Annotated in this window: 11 protein-coding genes and 1 riboswitch; of the genes, 4 read left to right on the top strand and 7 right to left on the bottom strand. The window is 46.8% G+C overall.

The genetic code is table 11. From position 1 onward, the window contains the following. Window positions 1–89: 89 nt before the first annotated feature. Window positions 90–2,912, bottom strand: a complete 2,823-nt coding sequence (locus ABWW54_RS08195) for a Calx-beta domain-containing protein (protein ID WP_353412076.1) — start codon at window positions 2,910–2,912, stop codon at window positions 90–92. A 12-nt stretch (window positions 2,913–2,924) separates the two neighbouring features. After that, complete coding sequence (locus ABWW54_RS08190) at window positions 2,925–3,335, bottom strand: post-PEP-CTERM-1 domain-containing protein (RefSeq protein ID WP_353411760.1); 411 nt, start codon at window positions 3,333–3,335, stop codon at window positions 2,925–2,927. A gap of 236 nt (window positions 3,336–3,571) precedes the next feature. On the opposite strand from ABWW54_RS08190, the gene nadA reads away from it, so the two are divergent. Beyond that, window positions 3,572–4,663, top strand: coding sequence for a quinolinate synthase NadA (gene nadA / locus ABWW54_RS08185; RefSeq protein ID WP_353411759.1), 1,092 nt, complete (start codon window positions 3,572–3,574; stop codon window positions 4,661–4,663). Between the two features lie 50 nt (window positions 4,664–4,713). Further along, complete coding sequence (hemH, locus tag ABWW54_RS08180) at window positions 4,714–5,853, top strand: ferrochelatase (protein ID WP_353411758.1); 1,140 nt, start codon at window positions 4,714–4,716, stop codon at window positions 5,851–5,853. A gap of 12 nt (window positions 5,854–5,865) precedes the next feature. Here the strand turns inward: hemH and ABWW54_RS08175 are convergent, their stop codons facing one another. From ABWW54_RS08175 to ABWW54_RS08155, 5 genes are all read right to left on the bottom strand, one after another. Further along, a complete protein-coding gene (locus ABWW54_RS08175; RefSeq protein WP_353411757.1) occupies window positions 5,866–7,026 on the bottom strand; it encodes a serine hydrolase domain-containing protein in 1,161 nt (386 codons plus the stop codon). Between the two features lie 81 nt (window positions 7,027–7,107). Continuing rightward, window positions 7,108–7,908, bottom strand: coding sequence for a helix-turn-helix domain-containing protein (locus ABWW54_RS08170; protein ID WP_353411756.1), 801 nt, complete (start codon window positions 7,906–7,908; stop codon window positions 7,108–7,110). 137 nt (window positions 7,909–8,045) lie between these two features. After that, on the bottom strand, window positions 8,046–9,368 hold the full coding sequence (locus ABWW54_RS08165) for a DUF1552 domain-containing protein (RefSeq protein ID WP_353411755.1): 1,323 nt from the start codon (window positions 9,366–9,368) through the stop codon (window positions 8,046–8,048). Window positions 9,369–9,387: 19 nt separating this feature from the next. Then, window positions 9,388–16,083: a starch-binding protein gene (locus ABWW54_RS08160; RefSeq protein WP_353411753.1), complete on the bottom strand. Its 6,696-nt coding sequence runs from the start codon at window positions 16,081–16,083 to the stop codon at window positions 9,388–9,390. A gap of 314 nt (window positions 16,084–16,397) precedes the next feature. Next, window positions 16,398–17,132: an SDR family oxidoreductase gene (locus ABWW54_RS08155; RefSeq protein WP_353411752.1), complete on the bottom strand. Its 735-nt coding sequence runs from the start codon at window positions 17,130–17,132 to the stop codon at window positions 16,398–16,400. Between the two features lie 149 nt (window positions 17,133–17,281). Then, window positions 17,282–17,538: riboswitch (cobalamin riboswitch) on the top strand. A 173-nt stretch (window positions 17,539–17,711) separates the two neighbouring features. On the opposite strand from ABWW54_RS08155, the gene ABWW54_RS08150 reads away from it, so the two are divergent. Together ABWW54_RS08150 and ABWW54_RS08145 are read left to right on the top strand one after the other, a co-directional pair. Beyond that, window positions 17,712–20,546: a ribonucleoside-diphosphate reductase subunit alpha gene (locus tag ABWW54_RS08150; protein WP_353411751.1), complete on the top strand. Its 2,835-nt coding sequence runs from the start codon at window positions 17,712–17,714 to the stop codon at window positions 20,544–20,546. A gap of 22 nt (window positions 20,547–20,568) precedes the next feature. Further along, window positions 20,569–21,693 carry a ribonucleotide-diphosphate reductase subunit beta gene (locus ABWW54_RS08145; protein ID WP_353411750.1) on the top strand — a complete coding sequence of 375 codons (1,125 nt, stop codon included), beginning with the start codon at window positions 20,569–20,571 and terminating at the stop codon, window positions 21,691–21,693. The last annotated feature ends 179 nt before the right edge of the window (window positions 21,694–21,872 follow it).

Here is a 21,872-nt window from a genome sequence, read left to right as displayed (position 1 = left end):
CAATATTGGAGGCTTTTTATTTGACCGCAGTGCGCCATATGACCGTTGACCATCCTATAACCTTACTTGCCGTGGAAAGACGTCTCGAACTAATCTGCCTCTTCTTCTCGAGCTGCTTTCTCTTTAGCGCGACGAGCCGAAGCCGCTATTATTGGAATAATCGTATTCAGAATAATCTCGTCGTCAGAATTTGATGGGGCCGAGTCTTCTATCGTCAAGGAGAAACTATCACTGGTAAGGCTTGCACCACCGACAACATCGCTAAGAGTAAAATCAACCAGCTCACCCTCTTCTTCGATTTCATCTTCAAAGATGATCACTGAAACAGTTTTGACACCAGACTCCCCATCGCTCCAATTCAAAACCACGTTAATGGGGCCATCGTAATCATCAGACGCGGAGGCGGTCACATCAAACGATCTAACTCTGACGGAAACCGCGCCGTCGCTGCCGCCCACTCGACTCACTTCTAAAGAGACTGAAGCCGTTGACTCCGATACTGCTTTTTGAGTAACAACGAACCCAATTGACCCAGGATCCAGATCATCATTAACGATAGTGATTAACGAACTTGACTGACCTAAAGCACCACCACCGGTCACGTTGCTGAGTGTTGCGGTGAAAGTTTCATCAAGCTCAACCTCTTCATCATTAACTAAAGAGAGGTCTACCGTTTTAATGCTCTGATCACCATCCGCCCATGACACAACCTGATTGGAAATAGGAGAGTAATCCACTCCGGCCGATGCGGTGCCATCAACGGTATTAAGCGTTACGGTGACAGACCCATCAAACCCAAGTGTGCGCTGAAGTTGTATGCTGGGGCTATTCTGATCTTCATTTACCGACTGGGCTGCGGAGACAAAACCGATTGTTCCTGGCACGGGAACGGGCGAAACATCTTCGCTATCAATGGTCACAGTGGTAACAGAACCGCTCAGCGAAGCGCCACCAGTAATCCCGCTGAGGGTCAATGTGAAGGTCTCATCAGGCTCAGCGGCGTCATCATCTATCAAACGTAAATTGAGCGACCTTACACCGGACTCTCCATCAGCCCAGGACACCATTTGATTGGTGATGGCCATATAATCCATGCCCGCTATGGCACTGTCGTCTGAGCTATTCAGCGTCACGGTAACTGCACCATCAGAACCAGAGAATCGTTGAATTTGAATAGCAACAATCCCTTGATCTTCATCAACAGATAAGCCACTGCTAACAAACCCGACAAATCCAGGCTCAGGCATTGGCGCGACGTCTTCACTGACGATTGTAATAACGGTTGAAGAATTACCTAAGGACGCTCCCCCAGTAGCGGTACCAATAGACACCACCAGGCTTTCATTCTCCTCGACGTCATCGTCATCGAGTAAAGACAAATTAATACTCTTAACACCACTCTCTCCATCTGCCCAAGATACCTCTTGATTAGAGATGGCTGTGTAATCGGAACCAGCCAGAGCGCTCGAGTTCGCCGTGTTTAATAAGACACTAACCATTCCGTCAGAACCAGAGCTGCGCTCTAACTCAATCGCAACCACGCCTTGATCTTCGTCTGCCGACAACGTGGCCGCTACAAGCCCGATTGTTCCAGGAACTGGCGCCGCCATCACATCATCATTATTGATGGTAACGATGGCTGAAGCGGTACCAAGAGCGGCACCACCAGAAACGTTACTTAAGGCTAAACTCAATGTTTCATCAGATTCTAAAAACGCGTCATCAACGATCGTTAACAGCGCTGTTTTCGTGCCGGTCTCACCATCACTCCAAGATACCAACTGGTTCTCTAAGGGCGAATAATCCGAACCAGCGAATGCGGTGCCGTCCGTCGAATCGACTAACACAGAAACATCGCCATCAGTGCCACCCGTTCTACTCAGAGAAACCAATACGGAACCATCCCCTTCAGTCACACTGATAAGCGCCGAGCTAAATGCAATCGATCCAGCTAACGCGTTAGGCTGATCAGCTTTCAACTGCCAACCCAGGTCTTTTAACATTTGCACGGTAGAACGGTCATCGGATGTAGGCGTCGCCGACGGCTCCATCAATTCATCCGGGATCAATGCTGTATCCCAGTGAGAAACTGAAGAACCAGTTTGATATGGATTCGGGGCGAAAACGCGCATATGACCATTGGTCTTACCACTTGTAATATGGTCAGATTTCGATTCAGCATTAGGTCCGCGAAACGTGACATTGCCGGAATTCGTTGCCGATGTTATGCGTTGTGAAATCGTCATGTCTGGCCAATACATACCCAGAGATTCGTCATACAAGTACAAGGCATAAGCATCGATTGACCCTGCCAACAACTCGCCATCTTGTCGAACGCCAGACGAAACGCCTAGCCCATGGCCTATCTCATGCAAAACGGTATCGTATAAGCCAATTGTTCCTGCGGGAGCTGAGCTACCTATGCCTAACCACCAATTGGTACCGTTTAGACAGTTATTATTGTTATCAATACTACTGTTGAACCTAGCGGAAATATCCGATGAGTTAGAGCCCAAACGTCGACCGGCAAGATTATTTGCTACCGCAGAAACGTATAAAGTATCCGCTCGCGGCGCGTTGTCAAAATCCCGAAAAAGCGTTGTAGCACCCGCCGATCCCAGCACAGCAGAATTAGCTTGGCAGTCCAATGGATCAAAGCTAATGTCCACCGCCACATCAACCGTAAGGAATAAGTGTTGCTCCCAGTAATCGGCGGCGGCTTGAAACACTTCCAAACGCTGTTCGCCCAACGTAGTACCCGTGTTACCCGTTTGCGCGGCAAAAGGCGCTGAGTTGTCATTAAACCCTTCACCAACCCCATCCGTCACATTTAAAACGATATCGAACGCGCTTGCCGTTGACACCAACCCAAAAAAAGCCAGTAATACCGGCAATAACCTTAAAGAACGCATCAAATCTTAACCCTATTTTTCACAATCGATCTGCGATTCTTCATTGTGCGAGGAATCAGCGTGTTTCGTGTCTACGGTACCATCACAATCTATTTCAGCAGTCAGACTGCTGTGCATATGCCCATCCAGCACAACCTCCACCATTCCGTCATCATGTTCTATCACTTTGGGTGCCGCAGGAGCAACCTCTATAGCGCGTTCTGACTGAAGCCCCTTATCAGCCTCTTGCGAAGGCTTTGAAATCAACTCGCCAGTGTCAGGATCAATGTACGCCGTTCGCCCAACTTCATTGTTTTCACTCTTTACAGCGCGCTCAGCAGCATCTTCAAAAGACGTTACTGTTGGCTCAGTTGCACTAACACAGCCTGCCGCTAACCAACACGCACAAAATGCCGTGCTTACGAATTTAATTTTTTCAGTCATATGTCCAATTCAAGCCATGTTACGCAATACGTCTCTCACCATACTAAACGGAACGTTAAATTTCTATAAATATGCCACGATTGACTAACAAAGGACCGTCAACACAATGGCATCATGACATTATTCTAAGACACCTTATCGTAAAGGAATATACAAACGGCGTAACCACTCATACTTTTGTACGAGCTGTGATAGGATTATGCTCTAGATTACGACGTTGACCGTGTGAGTAAACCATGTCAAAAGCCTTCGATGTACCTCAACAGTTAGAAAATGAAATTGATCTGACCGCCGCGCAAGCGCGCTCCATTACGCACAGCGCCTTAGGTAACGTAGCCGAAGAAAACCTGAAAGCGGACATCCTAGCCAAACTGAAAGCGCAAGATGCGATCTTGGTATCACATTATTACGTAGACGATGATTTACAGGACTTAGCGGAAGCCAGTGGCGGCACGGTCTCTGATTCCTTAGAAATGGCCCGTTATGCGTATGAACATGACGCCAGCACAATTGTGGTTGCCGGTGTCAAATTCATGGCCGAAACGTCAAAGATTCTTAGCCCGGAAAAACGAGTTTTACTGCTCGATAGTGAAGCAGAATGCTCACTAGACATAGGCTGCCCTATCGATGAATTTTCCGCTTTTTGCGACCAGCACCCAGATCGAACAGTCGTGGTTTACGCTAATACAAGCGCTGAAGTTAAGGCCCGCGCCGACTGGGTTGTCACCTCCTCAATAGCGCTAGAGATATGCACTTACCTCAGAGATAAGGGTGAAAAAATAATATGGGGCCCGGATCGTTTTCTCGGCGGTTATATTCAAAAGGAAACCGGTGCAGACATGATTATGTGGCAAGGCTCTTGCATTGTGCATGAAGAGTTTAAAGCCGAATCGCTTTTGTCCATGAAAAAGGAGCACCCTGATGCAGCTGTGTTGGTTCATCCAGAATCACCAATGAGCGTGGTTGATCTGGCCGACGTAGTCGGATCAACCAGCAAAATCCTAAACGCCACACGGGAAATGCCAAACAAAAAATTCATTGTCGCTACGGAAGACGGTATTTTTCATAAAATGAAACAATATTCTCCCGACAAGGAATTCATTGCTGCCCCGACTGCAGGCAATGGCGCAACCTGCAAAAGCTGCGCACAATGCCCGTGGATGAAGATGAATGATTTACAAAGATTGGCCAAAGTTCTTGAGACCGGTGATAACGAGATTGTGATCGAAGAAGAGGTTCGCGCCAAGGCGGAGCGATCTCTGCGACGCATGGTCGATTTCGCAAACGATCACATCAGACCCGGCTTGAAAGTCACGGGCAACGCCTAGCGTTAGCACTCCGGCTGTCTCGCTAGCTTATAGCCCCCTAGTTGTGCAGATTGCGGCAGCAAGCGAGACGCCGCCTCATCAAGACCATTGAAGGGCGTTTGAACGGGGGGCAAACGTTTATTCCCTCATCTAACCTAATTTTTACCGACGTTCCGTTAACATCTCAGCATCCAAATTTACTGCGCATCAACATGAAATACTTAGGCCAAGAAAGTGACTTCTCGAACAGTTCACAACGAGTTGGGGTGCTGTTATGCAATCTAGGCACACCTGATCGCCCGGTGTGCCCAAGTTTGAGAAAATACCTAGCTGAATTCTTGATGGACCCCCGCGTTATTGAACTGCCTAAATTGCTTAGAACAATCTTGGTGAGAGGCATTATCGTCAACTTCCGCTCACACAAAAGCGCCGCGACTTACAGGGAGATTTGGACTGAGGACGGCTCTCCGTTACTGTTAAACAGTCAACGCTTATCAGATAAAGTAGGTCTATCGCTTGGGGATAAGTTTCAAGTTGAAGTTGCTATGCGTTATGGGAACCCAAGTATTGAAAGCAAAGTCAAAAAGTTACATCAGTCTGGGGTTAGAACCGTAATTGTAATTCCAATGTACCCACAGTATTCAGGCAGTACCAATGGGTCAACATTCGATGCACTTTCGGCCGCCTTGATAAAGCAAAGATGGGTTCCCAACCTTAAATTTGTCAGTGATTATTATCAACAGAAAAGCTACATTGCGGGTGTAGGGGACTCAATCAAAACCCACTGGAAAATACACGGTAAAAAACAAAAGCTGGTGATGTCGTTCCATGGCGTACCAAAAAAATTTACTGAACGTGGTGACCCATACGAATGGCAGTGTAGAGAATCAGCACAACGTATTGCTGACTATTTAGAACTCACATCGGATGAATGGATACTGGTCTTTCAATCACGGCTAGGCGCCGAAGAATGGCTTCAACCCTACTGCGATAAAACGCTTACAGCCCTGCCCGGAGAAGGCATCAAATCTGTGGATATCGTGTGCCCAGGATTCAGTGCCGACTGCCTGGAAACCTTAGAAGAAATTGAAGGCGAAAATAAGGACTATTTCATGGACGCCGGCGGGGAAGCTTATAGCTACATACCTTGCTTAAACGATTCAGATCAACACGTTGGCATTATTAAAGACATTATTCTTAAGCAGCTTTAGTCCAAGTATTGACTATAAATAGTTCTGGCCGACGACCATCCGCTTGATGATGTTTCTATTAAGCTTGTAAACTGAGCCCTTCGAGTTGGCGGCATTTGAAATCACCGCCGAGACAAATGCACGCTCCAGATCAATAGACAAAAATGAACTGGCACCAAACTGATTCCCGCTGTGCGCGATAAGTCGGTTTTGGTTTCTATCTTTTAATACGGCCCAACCAAGACCATACGGGTCATCGCCGATACGTTCAGACAGCGCTTCATTGACGTCGATCATTTGTTCTAAAGAGTCGCGACTGATCAACCTATTATCTATGATCGCCCGCCCAAACATGAGCAAGTCATTTGCCGTTGACTGAATACCGCCTGCCGAAGCAATAATGCTCAAGTCAGTCACCGGACTTCTAATAAACTTTGAGCTGACTTTTATATAGAGTTTTGATGAATCCACCTGGCGACCGAAACGCTCAACGCTAGTATCAACCATTCCCGCCTTACTCCAAATATTTTCTCGCATGTATTGCTCATAGCTCAACTTTGAAACTTCCTCAATCAGAGCACCCAAAACAGTATACCCATAAGAAGAATATTTGAAGGCTGTACCAGGAGCGTGTGCCAACGGCTTATTGATGAATGTCTTGGTTGCATCGATCAGTGTTGGATAATTTGTGAACGACATTGACGCCAAGGGTGAAGCGTAATGTGCGATGCCTGACGAATGGTTTAGCAACTGCCTAATCGTCGCCTGCTCTAGCGGAGTTCCTTTAACTTGTGGCAAATATTGACTAACAGCCTGATCTAAATCGACCGCCCCTTGCTCAACTAGCTGCATTATCGCGACCGCGGTCATCGGCTTAGCAATGGATGCTATACGTACTGGGGTTCGATAATCTAGGGTCAGACGATCTGACTTATTGCTAAACCCTACACTGGCTAAATAGCTTCCACATTTCTTACTAAAAAATCCAGTACTCACTCCGAGTAATTTTTTGGAAGAAACAGTCTCAGTGATCAATATGTCGACGTCGTTGGTTTGCGACGGTGAGCAATTGTATAAAGAACTGTCCGACGAAATGAGATAACTCTGTGTTGAAAACGGGTTAAGCGAGATTGGCTCCAGAACCCAAAGTGAAACGGCACAAACTACAACAAATAGCATTCCTAATACTTTCAAGATCGACACCTTTTCTGAGAATTGTTTTCAGACAGAAAATTCTAGCGACTCAACTATCTAAGAAATAGGATAAATGCGCAATTATTCATCATCCGTCGGCATAATAAATTTAGTCCGATCGAACTTGGAAGGGCTTACCTTCACAACTCGTTTAAATGACTTTGCCAGATGGGATTGATCGTAAAACTGATGATCAACAGCGGCCAGAACACCGGCGCCTGACACATTTTGATTTTTGTAGACTGAATCTACAGCAGATCGCAATCGAATAATGTCGGCGTATTGCTTTATGGTTAGTCCAGTTGCTTTCTTGAAAGCAGTTTGAAGCGTTCGCTTAGAATAAGGCTGACTGGCCATTAAGTTGGTCACATTATTATCAAAACTAACATCGCCTATCTGACGACATACCCTTTCAACTAAAGAAACTTTCTGCGTCGCCGCCGTCTTATCGCAATACCTATTTAGCGAATTCGCCAGTTCTTTAGGACAGCAAGTAGTAGCAGGATTAAGAGAAACCCCTCCCTGAAAAATAGCGTCATCGACTTCGCGTACTTCATCGGTAAACCCAAGCAAGTCAAATAGGCTCGACGCTGCCCAAGGATGTAGTTGAATCAGAATAATCCGAGTGAACGCGTCTATTTCAACCTCAACTCTAGCCGTCATTTGCCCAGTCAAAAAGCTTCCTGAAGCCAATGCGAAGGATTTCTTTCGAGTTGTTAGCGTAACTCCCTGACCATGAATAATGGCAATATTTTGACACCCATTGGGCAACGAGGATTTTTCTAAAATTTTCGCTTTGTTGCTCGAATTATCCAAGCACCACACTTTTTTAAAGTAACGCTGGCTTTGCTCACTGACATCATATTGGGTGTAAAAGGCCATGCTGATCTGAGGCTCCAATCATTCCGGCGGATATCTCAACGTGTCACGCCTCACATAAGGAGCACTCTATGCGATGGCCCGCGCCCATTGCAACATGAAATTTACCCATTGCATGATCCAATTTCAAAGAAAATGCATTAGGCCGAAAAGCCCGGAATGCCGCCATCGCTATTTCCATAGCTGTTAATACCAAGACCAAACGTGTTTGCTACCTCTAACATTAGGCTTGCCGATGTCTTTCCTCCCGCATCAAGCCCCTGTCCGGTCTGTACACCCGTATTATTTCCAGCGACCACAAAGGTGCCGCTATTTTCCTGCTGATGATTTCCGCCACCCATCTCAGACATAACCAGAACGACCGTGTGATCCATCAATTTACCGCCCCATTTAGGGTCATCTCGTTGCGAGAGTTCATCGACTAAATTGTTAACCACTTGACAGTACCAATGCGCGTGTGCGGTAAACGTAGGCTTCTCATCGTGTGAGGCAACATGACTACGAGTTTCGTTATAAAATAATTTGTCACCGCTGCCAAACTCTCCCATATATTGTCGAATACTTGGATAATTGATTTTAAGAGACTCGTCCTGAGCACTCATCAACTGCAACGTGGCAACACTACTAACGTCTGCCTGAAATGACATCGCTATGTTTCTTGTTTGTGCCATCGCCAAATCATGACCGATTTCATCCTCGCCCGTCATTGATATTCCTGGGCTACTAATTCCATCAATTGAGGCGTTACTTCCTAATACGGTTTGGTAAAAATCCAACGCCTGTTCATGAGTCAACAGCTTACCCTGCTGTGTCACATTGAGCGTTTGAGCTTGCATGACATCCAAATTTTCATGCAAGGACTCTACCACTCGTTGACGCAAGGCGACGTCTGGATCTGAATCTGAGTTTCCGTTACTTTCGAACGCTGATAGATTATTGTTATAGAAAATTTGAGGGTCATCTGGCACTTCTACCTTTTGACCGTTCGCATCGGAAAACGGCATGTGGTTCTTGCTACGTGCTCGGCTAGACCACACGCCAAGATGAATATTGTCTCTAAGCCGTCCGGATATGGAACTGCCTAAATACGTATCAAACGTTTGACCAGGCTGGCCGCCACTAAACAAGGTTTCGCAGGCTTCAGGGTGGCCTGAATTACCTCCAGCACCCGTAAAGTTAAGGTTTTTAAATGCCACAATTTTGTCAAAGTTCGATGAAAGCTCAGACAATGGACTGGTTCCAAAACTAGCCCCATTGAGCTGGCCAAGATTAAATTGATGCCAACGAGTATCTCCTCGGCTGACGCCATTTGGATAATAGACAAAGACAAATCGACGAGCTTGAACCGTTTGTGCAAATGCTTTGGTGGACATAACCTTTCCCGCAAAAGACGTCGTCAAACCAGCATACGCCAGGTTTTTCAGAAAGGAGCGACGCTGCATTTTCAACTTGAGTACATTCATAAGATATTCTCCTTTAAGCCTATTTACGTAATGTGTAATTGCGTGTTTGTGTGAAGTCGATGATCAGGTCTTTAAGTGAGACGTCAGTTTGCGCCTTAAAGTCACTAGAAAAACCCTGCAGCGAACAGCTGTCCTCAGTGCCCTCTCTGCGTCCATTCGCATACCGGAACCATTGACGGGCAAAACAAGACTTGCCATGCGAACTCGCCGCTATTAGCCCAACCAGTTGATCCAAACCGTGATAGTCGAAAACAGGATCACTACTAGAGAGAAAGGTTTCTGCTGACTCCAAGCTTCCAATATACCCATTGGCATTAATCGGAAGAACGGATCCGTCTTCAGTCAATTCATCTCGAACAAATTGACCGAATGAGTTGTAGGACTCAAGACCAAACCCAATACCATCAATAAATTGATGACAGGTATCGCACCCAGGCTGCGCATGAGCCACCTCGAAGCGATGCCTGACACCCTTACTTGGATCGGATTCGGGGTCTAATGCGGCTCCCAACGGTGGCGGTGGAAACTCTTGGCACATCAAATTTTTGCGTACAAACAGCCCGCGCTTCACCGGATGTGTCTTTTCCTGAGCAGATTGAATAGTCAGTACGCTAGCGTGCCCAAGTACTCCGCGTCGCTCGGAGTTATCACCCGAATAGAACACTTGTTGCCAGCCATTGCCACCAGGCCATGGCAAACCGTAGTGATCGGCCAACCGTTGAGTCATAAAACTGTAATTTGCCGTCATTAAGTCTTCATAGCTGCCATTGTTAAAAAAAGTACTTTTAACAAAACGCATGGTCTCTTCTTTCATGTCAGCTTTCAATTGATCGCTAAGTTGACGGGTACCTATCTCTTTCTCTAACTCCATCCAACCTTCAACAAAACGCTCGAACGCCACCTCAGCCCTGGGGTCTTGAAGCATTGTTTCTGTTGCCAAACGTATTTGTTGAGTCGACGTCAATTGTCCCGCATCAGCCAACCCCATCAACCAGTCATCTGGGGTGGTTCCCCAGTAGGTATAAGACAGCATCGACGCGACCTCATAGTTGGTAAGCCGATAATACCCTTGCTCAGCCCCAGAAGTGATTTCTTGACCAACTTCCGATCGATACAACATCGCGGGTGAAGAGAACAAACTGATGATTACCGCGCGCTCACCGCCAACGCCATGAACACCTTGCAACTCACTTACCTCAGCCGCAGAAAGAGGTCGTCTAAAAACCTGCTTTCCGGCGTCTGCAATCGCGCAAGCTAGGTTGTCAGAACAGTCTGGTGCCAAAGAGAACAGGTCATCATTAATAATGTCGGCCACGGCGGCAGCGGCATTTACATAGCCCTGAGCGTACTCATCGGTGAACACCGTATCGGCAGCGGTCTTAAAACCGTTTATTGGAATTGTCGCAGGCAAGTTTGCCGAGGTCACATCAACATCGCTAGACAAACCCAAAATATCCCGCACAGAATTATTGTACTCGTACAGCGTTAGAAGCCGATTGCTGCGATCTGCCGGCACCATGTCATTCAAGCTAGTAAAATCACACACACCGGCCGGTGGCGAAAATGCGTCAGCGAGTAGCATCTCAGCGATGCTTGATGCACATTCACCCTCACAGCCAGCGGTGTTACCTAAGGGCATATTAGCGCTGATGTAACTTGTCAGTTCAGCCAAGGTGTATTTACTGGCGAGGTTAGTCAGTGGCGGCGAACCTTGCCCATCGATAGCATGACAACCGACGCAACCCGCTTGAGCGGACCGATAGAAATCTCTCCCGCCACTAAACTCATCAGTAATCGTGTCGAATACTCCATTCAAGGTTAGGGATAAAGCAGACGGCACGAGCATTTTCGTCGTTGGGCTAGATACATTTAGAATGTACGGAGCCGCTGAGCCCTCCCATTGTTTAAAAGCTTGACCGACGCCAACTTGATCGGCATTTAAATCAACCAGAGCACCTGGTGTGAATAATCTACCGGTAAGGTTGCTGTCATTGTTTGCCCACCGAATATCGCCATTATTGATGATCAATTGAGTCCCCGCGGAAGCGGCTCCACCTCCATTGGGCTCGGCATTCAACCATTGATTACCTTCATACCACTGCTGCTGAGAACCGGTATTGATGATCAAGTCCTCCGATTTACAGTCTGCACTACCACAGTTGAAAACAACCTCGGTTTGTTGTTGCCCAAACTGACTTTGTGTCACCGCCAACCTAAGCCACTTACCACCATACTCAATTGATGGTTGCATCAAGGTTCCTGGCCAATCGCCGCTTTGCGCGCTCTCCGCACCGTTCGTGGTGGAAAACACGTAAGCACGAACTTCAGTCCAATTGGCCGCTTGGTTATTAAAATACAAGTAGGTTCCCGAACCTTGATTGTTTATTTGAATGCTGCCAGATTCACCGCCAAAGGTGGCGGTAATTGTGGCAGTACCAACGTCCGACCCGCCCGTCACCAGACCGGCAACGGAAACGCTGACAACGCTGGGATTGCTTGAAGACCAACTCGCCGATGGCGTTACTCCCTCGACCACGCCACTACGATCAGCCAAGGCAACCAACTGACGGCTCTCTCCTTGAATGAGCTGAAAATTACTCCCTGACTCAATGGTAAGAGAATCTACCGACGATGACGCAAGCGTGTCTGCGAATGCGGAAACAGATGGTGAACTACCCTCTGAGTTGATTGCTCGTAGTTGATAATAGTAACGCGTACTCACACTCAGCCCCGAATCCACATAACTCGTTTGCGCTCCAGTCAAATTAGCTATATCGACAAATGGTCCACTCGCGTTTGTTGACCTCTGCAAAACATAATCGATCGATGACGGTTCATTTTGGTCATTCGGCACCCAGCTCAAACTGATTGAACTTGAGGAGAGTGCCGTCGCCATAAAGCTTTGAGGCGGCAACGCGCCCCCAAGAACCGTGAGCGTTTTTATTGAGCTGACTCCATTAACAATCACGGTCACCGTCACCTGCCCCGCGGCGGTTGGCGTGATTGTAATGACTCCCGTGGTTTGGCCAGACAAATCCATAACATCTGAGTCATTACTCGCCCACAAAATGGAGGTGTTTGTGTCATACACTATCCGCTCAAAATCGTTGTCATAACGTTGAACCACCTGAAGTTCCAGTGGCTCCCCAACTCGCAAATCTTGTTCATTAACGGTGAGTTTGATTTCCTGTTGTTCAACCAATGCGTCATCAGCGTCGATCCATTGTTCAAACAGGGTTGCTGCAACAGGGTTAGTAAGGTTGGTTCCTCTGGGCATTCGATTCGAATCTGAGACCTGAAAAGAATGAATTACGCTGCGCGTGTGATCAAAAGGCAACATCCGATACTGACTTCCGGCAAGCCTTCTGTTCATCATATCCATGTCGCTAAGTGGAACACCGTACTTTAAGTTCATCAGACTTCCGCTGTGACAGGACGAACAGTTGGTATCGAGATAGACCCTCGCTCGTTCATTGAGATCCGCATTGAGATCGGCAGGGTCAACATACGATTGATAATTGATGGACGCCGATATAGGCGCACTAAAAAGGCCGACTTGATTAAAAGAGTCCAGCTGGTTTTCAACAATGCCCTGCTGTGCAAAAGGTCTGTTAAATTGTTGTGTTTTTAGTCCCCTTGGATCTTTCCCTCCAAGTCCAGTATGACAAGACCCGCAATCGCCTCCCGCTCGAACAGTCCTGCTCACTAGCTGTGTGGCTCCCTCAATGTATTCGAGCAGCGACTCAGACCGAGTTGATGTCACTAAGTCAGCGTCAGAACCTTCATCATTCCAGCGATAGTTTGCGGCTTCCCAACCGGTCTCTTGCCTAAACAGCACTGAGGTCTCAAAAGGAATTTTATCTGTTGCTGAGCTCTGTACATCTGAATGCTTCACCACCACCGACCCCACGGGCAATGACCAAAGACTCTGTTGTTCGAAATCAATCGTGTTCTCATTTGGTATCGACACAAAGTACCGGACCTGAGCGTGATCAAACCAAGGTTTCGAATTGACGTCATATTCAATCAAGCCAGAAACTGGAAATTGAGTACTCAACTCAGCAAAAAGTCCGGTTTGAGAGAGTTTACTAGGAATTACCGCGGCGGCCGCATCGCGATCCACAATACGATAGATACCCGACACACCAAACTCCAACCCATAGGCAGAGACTAAAACTTGATCGCCACTTAAGTCCGTACCAAAGGAGACTATGTTTGACGGAAATCCATCGCTCAGCAATTGTTTACTTTGCCCTTCTTCGATCGTCCAAATATTTTTACTTATGTAATCACCAAATAGAAATTTACCTCGCAATGCTGGTAGCGCATTCCCGTTATAGACAACGCCACCAATAATTGACACCGAACCCGTACTATGAAAGTAGCCTTCGACAGGCCCCTCTAGGTCGCCCACGCAGCTTCTATTCAACTGAGGATCACCTCCTGCCTGGCCTCTGTGAGTTTCGCCTTCGCATATAGGCCAACCGTAATTTTTCCCGCGCTCAATGATGTTTACTTCTTCGAATCCAGCTTGACCTACCTCTGTCTCCCAAAGCGTGTATGGTGCGGTTTGTTGAAATGACCAACGCCATGGGTTTCGGTGCCCATAGCTCCAAATTTCGCCGCGGAAGTCTGTATTATTTACAAATGGGTTGTCGCCGGGAATTCGATAAAACAGGCCATTTTCAGCCACGTCTAACATCTCAATTCGTATGAAAGTACCGAGCAAATTATCGGTTTCCTGGGCTGCGTTATTTTTCCTTGGATCGGTAGGATCCACTGGGTCACCTGCGGTTGCCGCGTACGCGCCATCACCAAAGCTCATATAGAACAATCCATCTCCGGGGTGAAATTCCATTTTTCCCCCTTTGTGGTCATTGCCAACTTGAGGCACTCGCAACACGTCGACCCGCGACCCGGCCACCACAGCGGTTGGTGTGGTCGTGCTGTTCATGGTTATGCGCTGTAGTACTCCGTCATCAAAAGCGCCTCCACTCGAAGGCTCATCATTCTCACCTTCAATATAGTAAATGTAGGCAAACCCGTTTTGCGCGAACTGAGGGTGAAACGCCATCGAAATAAAGCCTTGCTCATGATTATCACGCACCTCATCACGGATATCCAAAACCTGAACTAATTGCGATTCATCGACACTTTCATCGTTCGGAAAGACCCAAACAATTCCAGGTTTATCAACCACGTAAATTAGATTATTCAGTCCATCATTGAGCACCTGAACGGGTGCAATAAAATTATCAGCGATATTAGGGAAAGCGATTTCAAATTCGTAGTTCCCAGTCGACACACTGCCATTGACTGGGAAATTCAATGGTTTTGCTAATATTGGCCGCTCTGGTAACGCAGACACAGCACTGACAACCTCAAGATTAAACTCATTACTCTGCTGCCCAACGGTAACGGTCACGACAAAATCCCCTACGCTTTGTAACTCAGGCGTGACGACAGATGCTCCGGTTAGATCTCCCGCCCACGCGCTGCTTTGCCAAACTACGGAACCACTAATATTCTCTTCAGGAAGTGTTAACGCCAGCCTGGTTCCTCGATTAGCTTTTCGATCATTACCCACATCAAGTTGTGATTGGCTCGGCACCCCGCATTGTTCTGGTGTCATCCAGACGCCATTGTTAAAACACAGGTTCGAAGAAGAAAAGTCTAAGTCCGCTGTTTGATTAGACCCTTGATCGTTGAAAATTATCTTTCCTTGTTCAATTGCATCGCCAACTTCCACGAAGAATAGATCATTGGCTCCTACCTCTTCCATGATGGGACCGGGCCAGTTCACGTTCGTCATGGCTTCAGCAGGCAATACGTTCCAAAAATAGGCAGTCGGAGCCTCAAAGCCTGGGTTATTCACAAAATACACCGCTGTAGTAGCGGGGTAATTCAATGTAGGGTTTGGGTCGTATTGGCATGAGTCTAAGCCAACGAATGCTCCATTTTGAAAACAGGGCTGGCTCGAGGTCAACAGTTGATCCGTCGTCTGAGCAGCACCGTTATCATTAAACACAATTCCACCTTGACTAAGGGGTGTCGAAAATTCAAAACTGAACCACCCATCCCCTAATGCTTCCATCTGGGCACCGGGCCACTGCGAATTTGGTGAGGCCGGCTGTAGATCAAAATAATGTATGTGTGGGTTCGCGAAATTCTCGTCGTTCTTGAAATAGACCGTCACTGACTCTCCGTCAGGTGGAGGTGGATTTCCATCAATTGAAAGCCCGCAAGCCGTTAACGATTGCCATTGTCCATTGGTCCAACAACGATTATCACCGGCCATCAATAAATCGCCAGATTGCTGGGAGCCATTATTACTAAAAATCACATTGATGGATTCAGATAGTTCTTGAAGATCATGACAGTAGTACTGTCCCTCTACCTGAAGTTCAATCCCCGGCCAGGTAACGTCAGCGATATTGGCTGTGTCAGGCTGAGGATTCCAATAGTACACCGTTGGGTTAGCGAAGTTTTGAGGGTTGTCATAACACACTGACGACTCAGCCACCGTTTGTGCATTCAGTGGACCAACTACTGCAATTGCCAGGTACAAGGCCGCCGTCAAGATGGCTCGGCCCCCACCTCCACTCAGCGCTACGTTTATTCTCAACTTTGATTCAACGGCACCTACGACAAAACCGAATGCTAATTGAATTACCTGTCCAAACTTCATGTTCTCCACAAGCCGTTCTCCACTCATCAGTCATAATTTATTGTTATGACAGGTATGATATAGGCTTATAAAAGTCGCGCAAAAGACAATACATACGTATTCAAAACCATTAAAAATCAAATGCATACGTATTCAGCTGGTAAAAACCACTAATTACACAGAGCAACTCAACCAATCCTTGTTGCAACAATGCCAACGCGGTTAATCAAGCTCTGTTACACGCGGCCTGATTGCTTAATACTCAGGCCCTGCATAACTAAAATTTACCGATTAGGCTTAGAACCGTTCATCTAGCGCCGCGCCTGGCTTTTCCGTTAACGGAAAAATGGCGAGAAACAACCTTATAGTCCACCGGCCACATCCAACAGCGCCCCAGTACAATATGAGGCTTGACCAGAGCTAAGCCAGACGATCGATTCGGCTACTTCATTCACTTTGCCACCTCTGTTTAGAGGTATTTTTGAAGCCAACCGATCTACTCTATTCGGCTCACCTCCAGCAGCGTGAATTTCGGTATGTATCATCCCAGGCCTGACCGCATTTACTCGGATTCCGCGTGAAGCCAACTCTTTAGCGAGGCCAATAGTGAGACTGTCTACGGCGCCTTTTGAGGCAGCGTAATCTACGTATTCATTTGCTGACCCAGTTTTGGACGCAATCGATGATACATTAACAATATTGGCTCCGCAGTGATCCGACATTACCCTAGCGGCTTGCTTACACATCAAAAACACACCATAGACGTTGGTTTCAAATACCGCCTTAACTCTTTCTAAGCTCATTTCTTCCAATCGAAGCTGAGGCCTTAAAATTCCCGCATTATTTACCAATACTTTTAATTCTCCGAGTTCAAGCGAACGATCAAAGAGTCGAATCACATCAGTTTCATTGGCGACATCGGCTTGTATGGCTTTAGCCACACCGCCAACGGCCTCAATTTCAGCAACTACCTCAACTGCCGACGCCCTGTCATGCAGGTAGTTAATCGCAACAGCGTATCCATTCGTTGCTAATTTAATAGCAACAGCACGACCAATACCACGACTGGCACCGCTAACAATTGCAAGATTTTTCATATTGGAAACAGCCCTAGCAGTTTTTGCCATTAAGAGTACTACAGTACTCGACTTTGAGTGGGACTTTACATTAACGAAAGCGCAATAGGCGACGGTTGACACAGAATAAGCCCAGCACATCTAGTGTTTACTAATGCAACAAATGACTATATATTGTGCTTTGCACTGGTTCACGCTGTTTACCAGCCGTGCTAAGAGGGAATCTGGTGAAAATCCAGAACTGACGCGCAGCGGTAATGGGGAACGAAGGTGGTGATGACGGAAAAGCACTCCATATTGAGTGATAAAATCCGACAAAAGCACTGTTGTTGATAACACAACGGGAAGCTACCACCGTAGGTGTCTACTTAGCTACTAGATAGACATGCCCCTAAGTCCGAATACCTGCCAGAGCGTACGTGTTTTACACGTTTATTGCAGCCTTCGCGTCATAGGTTGGGCAATGGGACAGTGTGTGCTCCCACAATCCGATTGGCTTGTTTAATGACGAGTCAAAGATTGCTTGGTGCTCTTTATCTGCCTGATGTTCAGCGTGGTCGTGAAGGATAACAAATTCACGCGAACATTAAGGTTAACCGAATGCAACACGACACACAGTTACGTGCAACTACATCTCCAGACTTGGCCCCGGACTTGACGCCAGACTCAGAACCTCTGTCGAGCTCTCATCTTTACACTTCATCCTCTGCCCCGACGTCCAAACCCCTCATTTTTGTCATTAAACGTGACGGCAATTTGGTGCCGTATTCAGAAGAAAAAATAACACTTGCGATATCTAAAGCAATTTGCGCCTCCGACACCGATCATACCCCCTCATCCACCAGCGTCATTGCAGAGCAAATCAGCTCTGCTATAAGTCAGCGCTTATTAGAAACGTTGCTCGATCGAGACAAAATCAACATAGAAGATATTCAGGACCAGGTAGAACTTGGATTAATGCGACAAGGGCTACAAAAAGTTGCTCGAGCCTACGTACTCTATCGCCAACAAAGGTCAGACCGCCGAGCTAAAGAGCAAGAGACGCATAAAAGCGAAGGAGACGAGTTCGCGAACACTAAGTCACTACTGGCGTTTTGTTGCCGTAACCTCTCGGATGTATCCCCCGAAACAGTGTATGAACTAGCACGAAAAAATTTCTATCAAGGCATCAACAGCAAAGACATTGCTACTACGTTGGTGATGACACTCCGCCCAATGATCGAAAATGAACCAAACTACAGCTTTGTCGCAGCGCGGGTTCTCTTACACGCTCTAAAGCAAGAAGTCTCAGAATCATTGAACATTGACCTGTCAACGCCCAACTTCTATTCGCAGGCTTTTCGTGAAGCCATCAATCATGGCCTCAATTGCCAGCTATTAGATTCGAGGTTTACACGCTTCGATCTAGATACATTAACCGAAGCGCTTGATGAGCAATACGACCTTCAATTCCAATTTCTAGGCTTACAAACTCTATACGATCGATATTTACTGCATTGGCAGCAACAGCGACTCGAGTTGCCGCAAGTATTTTTTATGCGAGTCGCCATGGGTTTAGCCTTAAATGAAGAACAACCAAATGAACGCGCAATAGAGTTCTACAGACTACTTGCTAGCTTTGACTACATGGCGTCCACTCCTACATTGTTTAATTCAGGCACCATCAAGCCTCAGCTTTCGTCTTGTTATTTAACCACCGTCCCCGATGATCTCGGTGGCATCTATGGATCCATTAAAGACAACGCTCTGCTAAGTAAGTGGGCTGGCGGCCTAGGTAACGATTGGACACCCGTTCGTGCTTTAGGCGCTAGAATTAATGGTACCAACGGCCAATCACAAGGTGTGGTCCCTTTTTTAAAGGTGGTGAACGATACCGCTGTGGCCGTTAATCAAGGTGGCAAGCGCAAAGGCGCAGTGTGCGCTTACCTCGAAACTTGGCATTTAGACATAGAGGATTTCTTAGACCTTCGAAAGAACACTGGTGACGAACGACGTCGAACTCACGATATGAACACCTCCAATTGGGTGCCTGACCTGTTTATGCAACGAGTATTTGAAGACGCACAGTGGACACTGTTCTCGCCTGATGATGTTCCAGATCTTCATGAACTAAGTGGCAAAGCGTTCGTAGAAAAATACCAATACTACGAATCGTTAGTTGAACGAAACGAAATCTCCCTTTTTAAGCGAGTACCAGCCTCTGACCTTTGGCGCAAAATGTTGTCCATGCTATTTGAAACAGGCCACCCTTGGATTACATTCAAAGACGCATGCAACCTTCGCTCTCCACAACAACATTCCGGCGTTGTCCACTCTTCAAATCTGTGTACTGAGATTACTTTAAACACCAGTGATGATGAAATCGCTGTCTGTAACTTAGGCTCGATAAATATTGCGCAACACATTACCAATGGAACACTCGACCTCAAACGCTTAAAACGATCCGTCTCAACGGCGATTCGGGCATTGGATAACGTAATCGACATTAATTACTACGCCTGCCCACAGTCCAAAAAATCAAATTTAAGACACCGCCCCATTGGCCTAGGAATGATGGGGTTTCAAGACGCGCTATACAAGCTTGAGATTCCATACGCAAGCGAGGAGGCTGTCTACTTCGCTGACACCAGCATGGAGCAACTGTCTTACTACGCCATCCAAGCGTCCAGTGAGCTAGCGAAAGAGCGTGGCAGTTACAGCAGCTTTCAAGGGTCTCTTTGGTCACAACAAATACTTCCGATTGACTCTGTCGAATTACTGCGAACCGCGCGCGGGGCAGAGTACTGCACTTTCAATTGCGAAAGGTCATTGGATTGGGAGCTACTGAAATCACAGATAAGCACCCACGGCATGCGTAACTCAAATGTGATGGCCATCGCTCCTACCGCCACGATTTCCAACATAGTCGGAGTGAGTCAATCGATCGAGCCGACGTATCAAAACCTATACGTAAAGTCGAACTTATCAGGCGAATTTACTGTAGTGAACACTTTTTTGGTCGATGAACTCAAGAAACTTGGGCTATGGTCGAGCACTTTAGTCAATGAACTCAAACGTTCTGACGGCAGCATTCGTTCCTTCGAAGGCGTCCCGGAAAAACTAAAGACTTTGTTTGCGCAGGCCTTCGAAATAGATTCTCATTGGCTTATTGAGGCGGCGGCTCGTCGCCAGAAATGGATTGATCAAGCTCAGAGTCTGAATCTCTACATGGCGACTCCCTCCGGCAAACAGCTCGATAGCCTGTACAAAACAGCATGGTCTCGTGGCCTTAAGACGACCTACTACCTACGCTCACTGGGGGCCACACACATGGAAAAAAACCTTGATCAGCCTTCACCCCAATCCAATGACACGCCGCAACCCAGCGTGATTGACAAACCAAGCCCTCCCTCAATCTGTTCGATCTTAGAACCTGATTGTGAAGCATGCCAATAACCTCTCTCTAGGAATTCCAAAAATGAAGATATTAGACTGGAGCAATCCCTTAAAAAATGCCATCGCTCCACGCAGCACTCAGAATAACTCGAACGAGGATAGAATCGGCATGTCTAGATCACAGGATCACGCAGACTCCAAAAGCACCGCCCCAATAAATCCGGAAGATAAGCGAGTAGTGAACGGAGCGACAGATGTCAATCAACTGGCACCTTTTAAATATCCTTGGGCATGGGAATACTTCCTTAACGCCAATAAAAATCATTGGACTCCTTTAGATGTAAACATGACCCAAGACGTCCACGACTACCACCATAAACTTAACGACGCAGAACGCCATGTCTTTGAGAATGTACTCGCCTATTTAACCACGTCAGACATATTGGCCATGAGAAACATAGGACTAGCCGTGATGGAAAAAATGACCGCGCCTGAACTTCAAATATACCAAGCCAGACAGGTTTTTGAGGAGTCAATGCACACATGGACATACCAGCATTGCATCGAAACAATAGGCCTAGAACAGAGCGAGATTTACAACCGCTACCGAGTCGTTCCCGAGATTCACAACAAAATTCAATTGGCGAACAAACGATTGGAAGCGACCCTATCCAATAATTTAAACCTTAGAAACAAAGACGACCTAGAACAGTTTGTCATGTCGTACCTATTCTTTGCGGCAGTATTCGAGGGCTGTTGGTTTTACAATGGCTTTAGCCCAATATTCGCCCTACAGCGCCGAGGCTTAATGAAAGGCACGGCCGAGCAATTTCAGTACATCATGCGCGATGAAATTATGCATTATGGGTTCGGGATGAAAGTCGTAAATCAAATCATCAAAGAAGAAGGCTTAACATTGAACCCCATTGCGGTTACGGACATGTGGATAGAATGCGAAGCAGCTGAACGATCTTATGCTGAGTTTCTTTTGCCTGAGCCGATCATGGGTTACAACGCGAAAGACCACATAGAACAGTTTCGCTACCTAGCTAACCGACGAGCAAAGCAGCTAAAACTCGACCAACCATTCGCCGGCGCAAACAATGCCTTACCTTGGTTAAATGAACAAGCGAGCTTAAGAAAGGAGAAAAATTTCTTTGAAACTCGTGTAACCGAGTACCAAACTGGAGCCAACTTGAGCTGGTAAATAGCTATTTATCATCATAGTGATTCATTGATGCTACCGACTGACGATAGCCTTGATGGTTTAGCCGTCAATCGCTTAGTCAGCTGAGCTTTATCGATAGATCCACCCTCAATCCTGTATTGATGATCTATGTTTGCGAAATAGAAAAAGGCCAGAGTTTAATAAAAACTCTGGCCAAA

Origin of the sequence: Arenicella sp. 4NH20-0111, from assembly GCF_040366405.1 — a bacterium.
GTDB lineage: Bacteria > Pseudomonadota > Gammaproteobacteria > Arenicellales > Arenicellaceae > Arenicella.
This window is presented reverse-complemented; position numbering and strand designations above follow the sequence as displayed.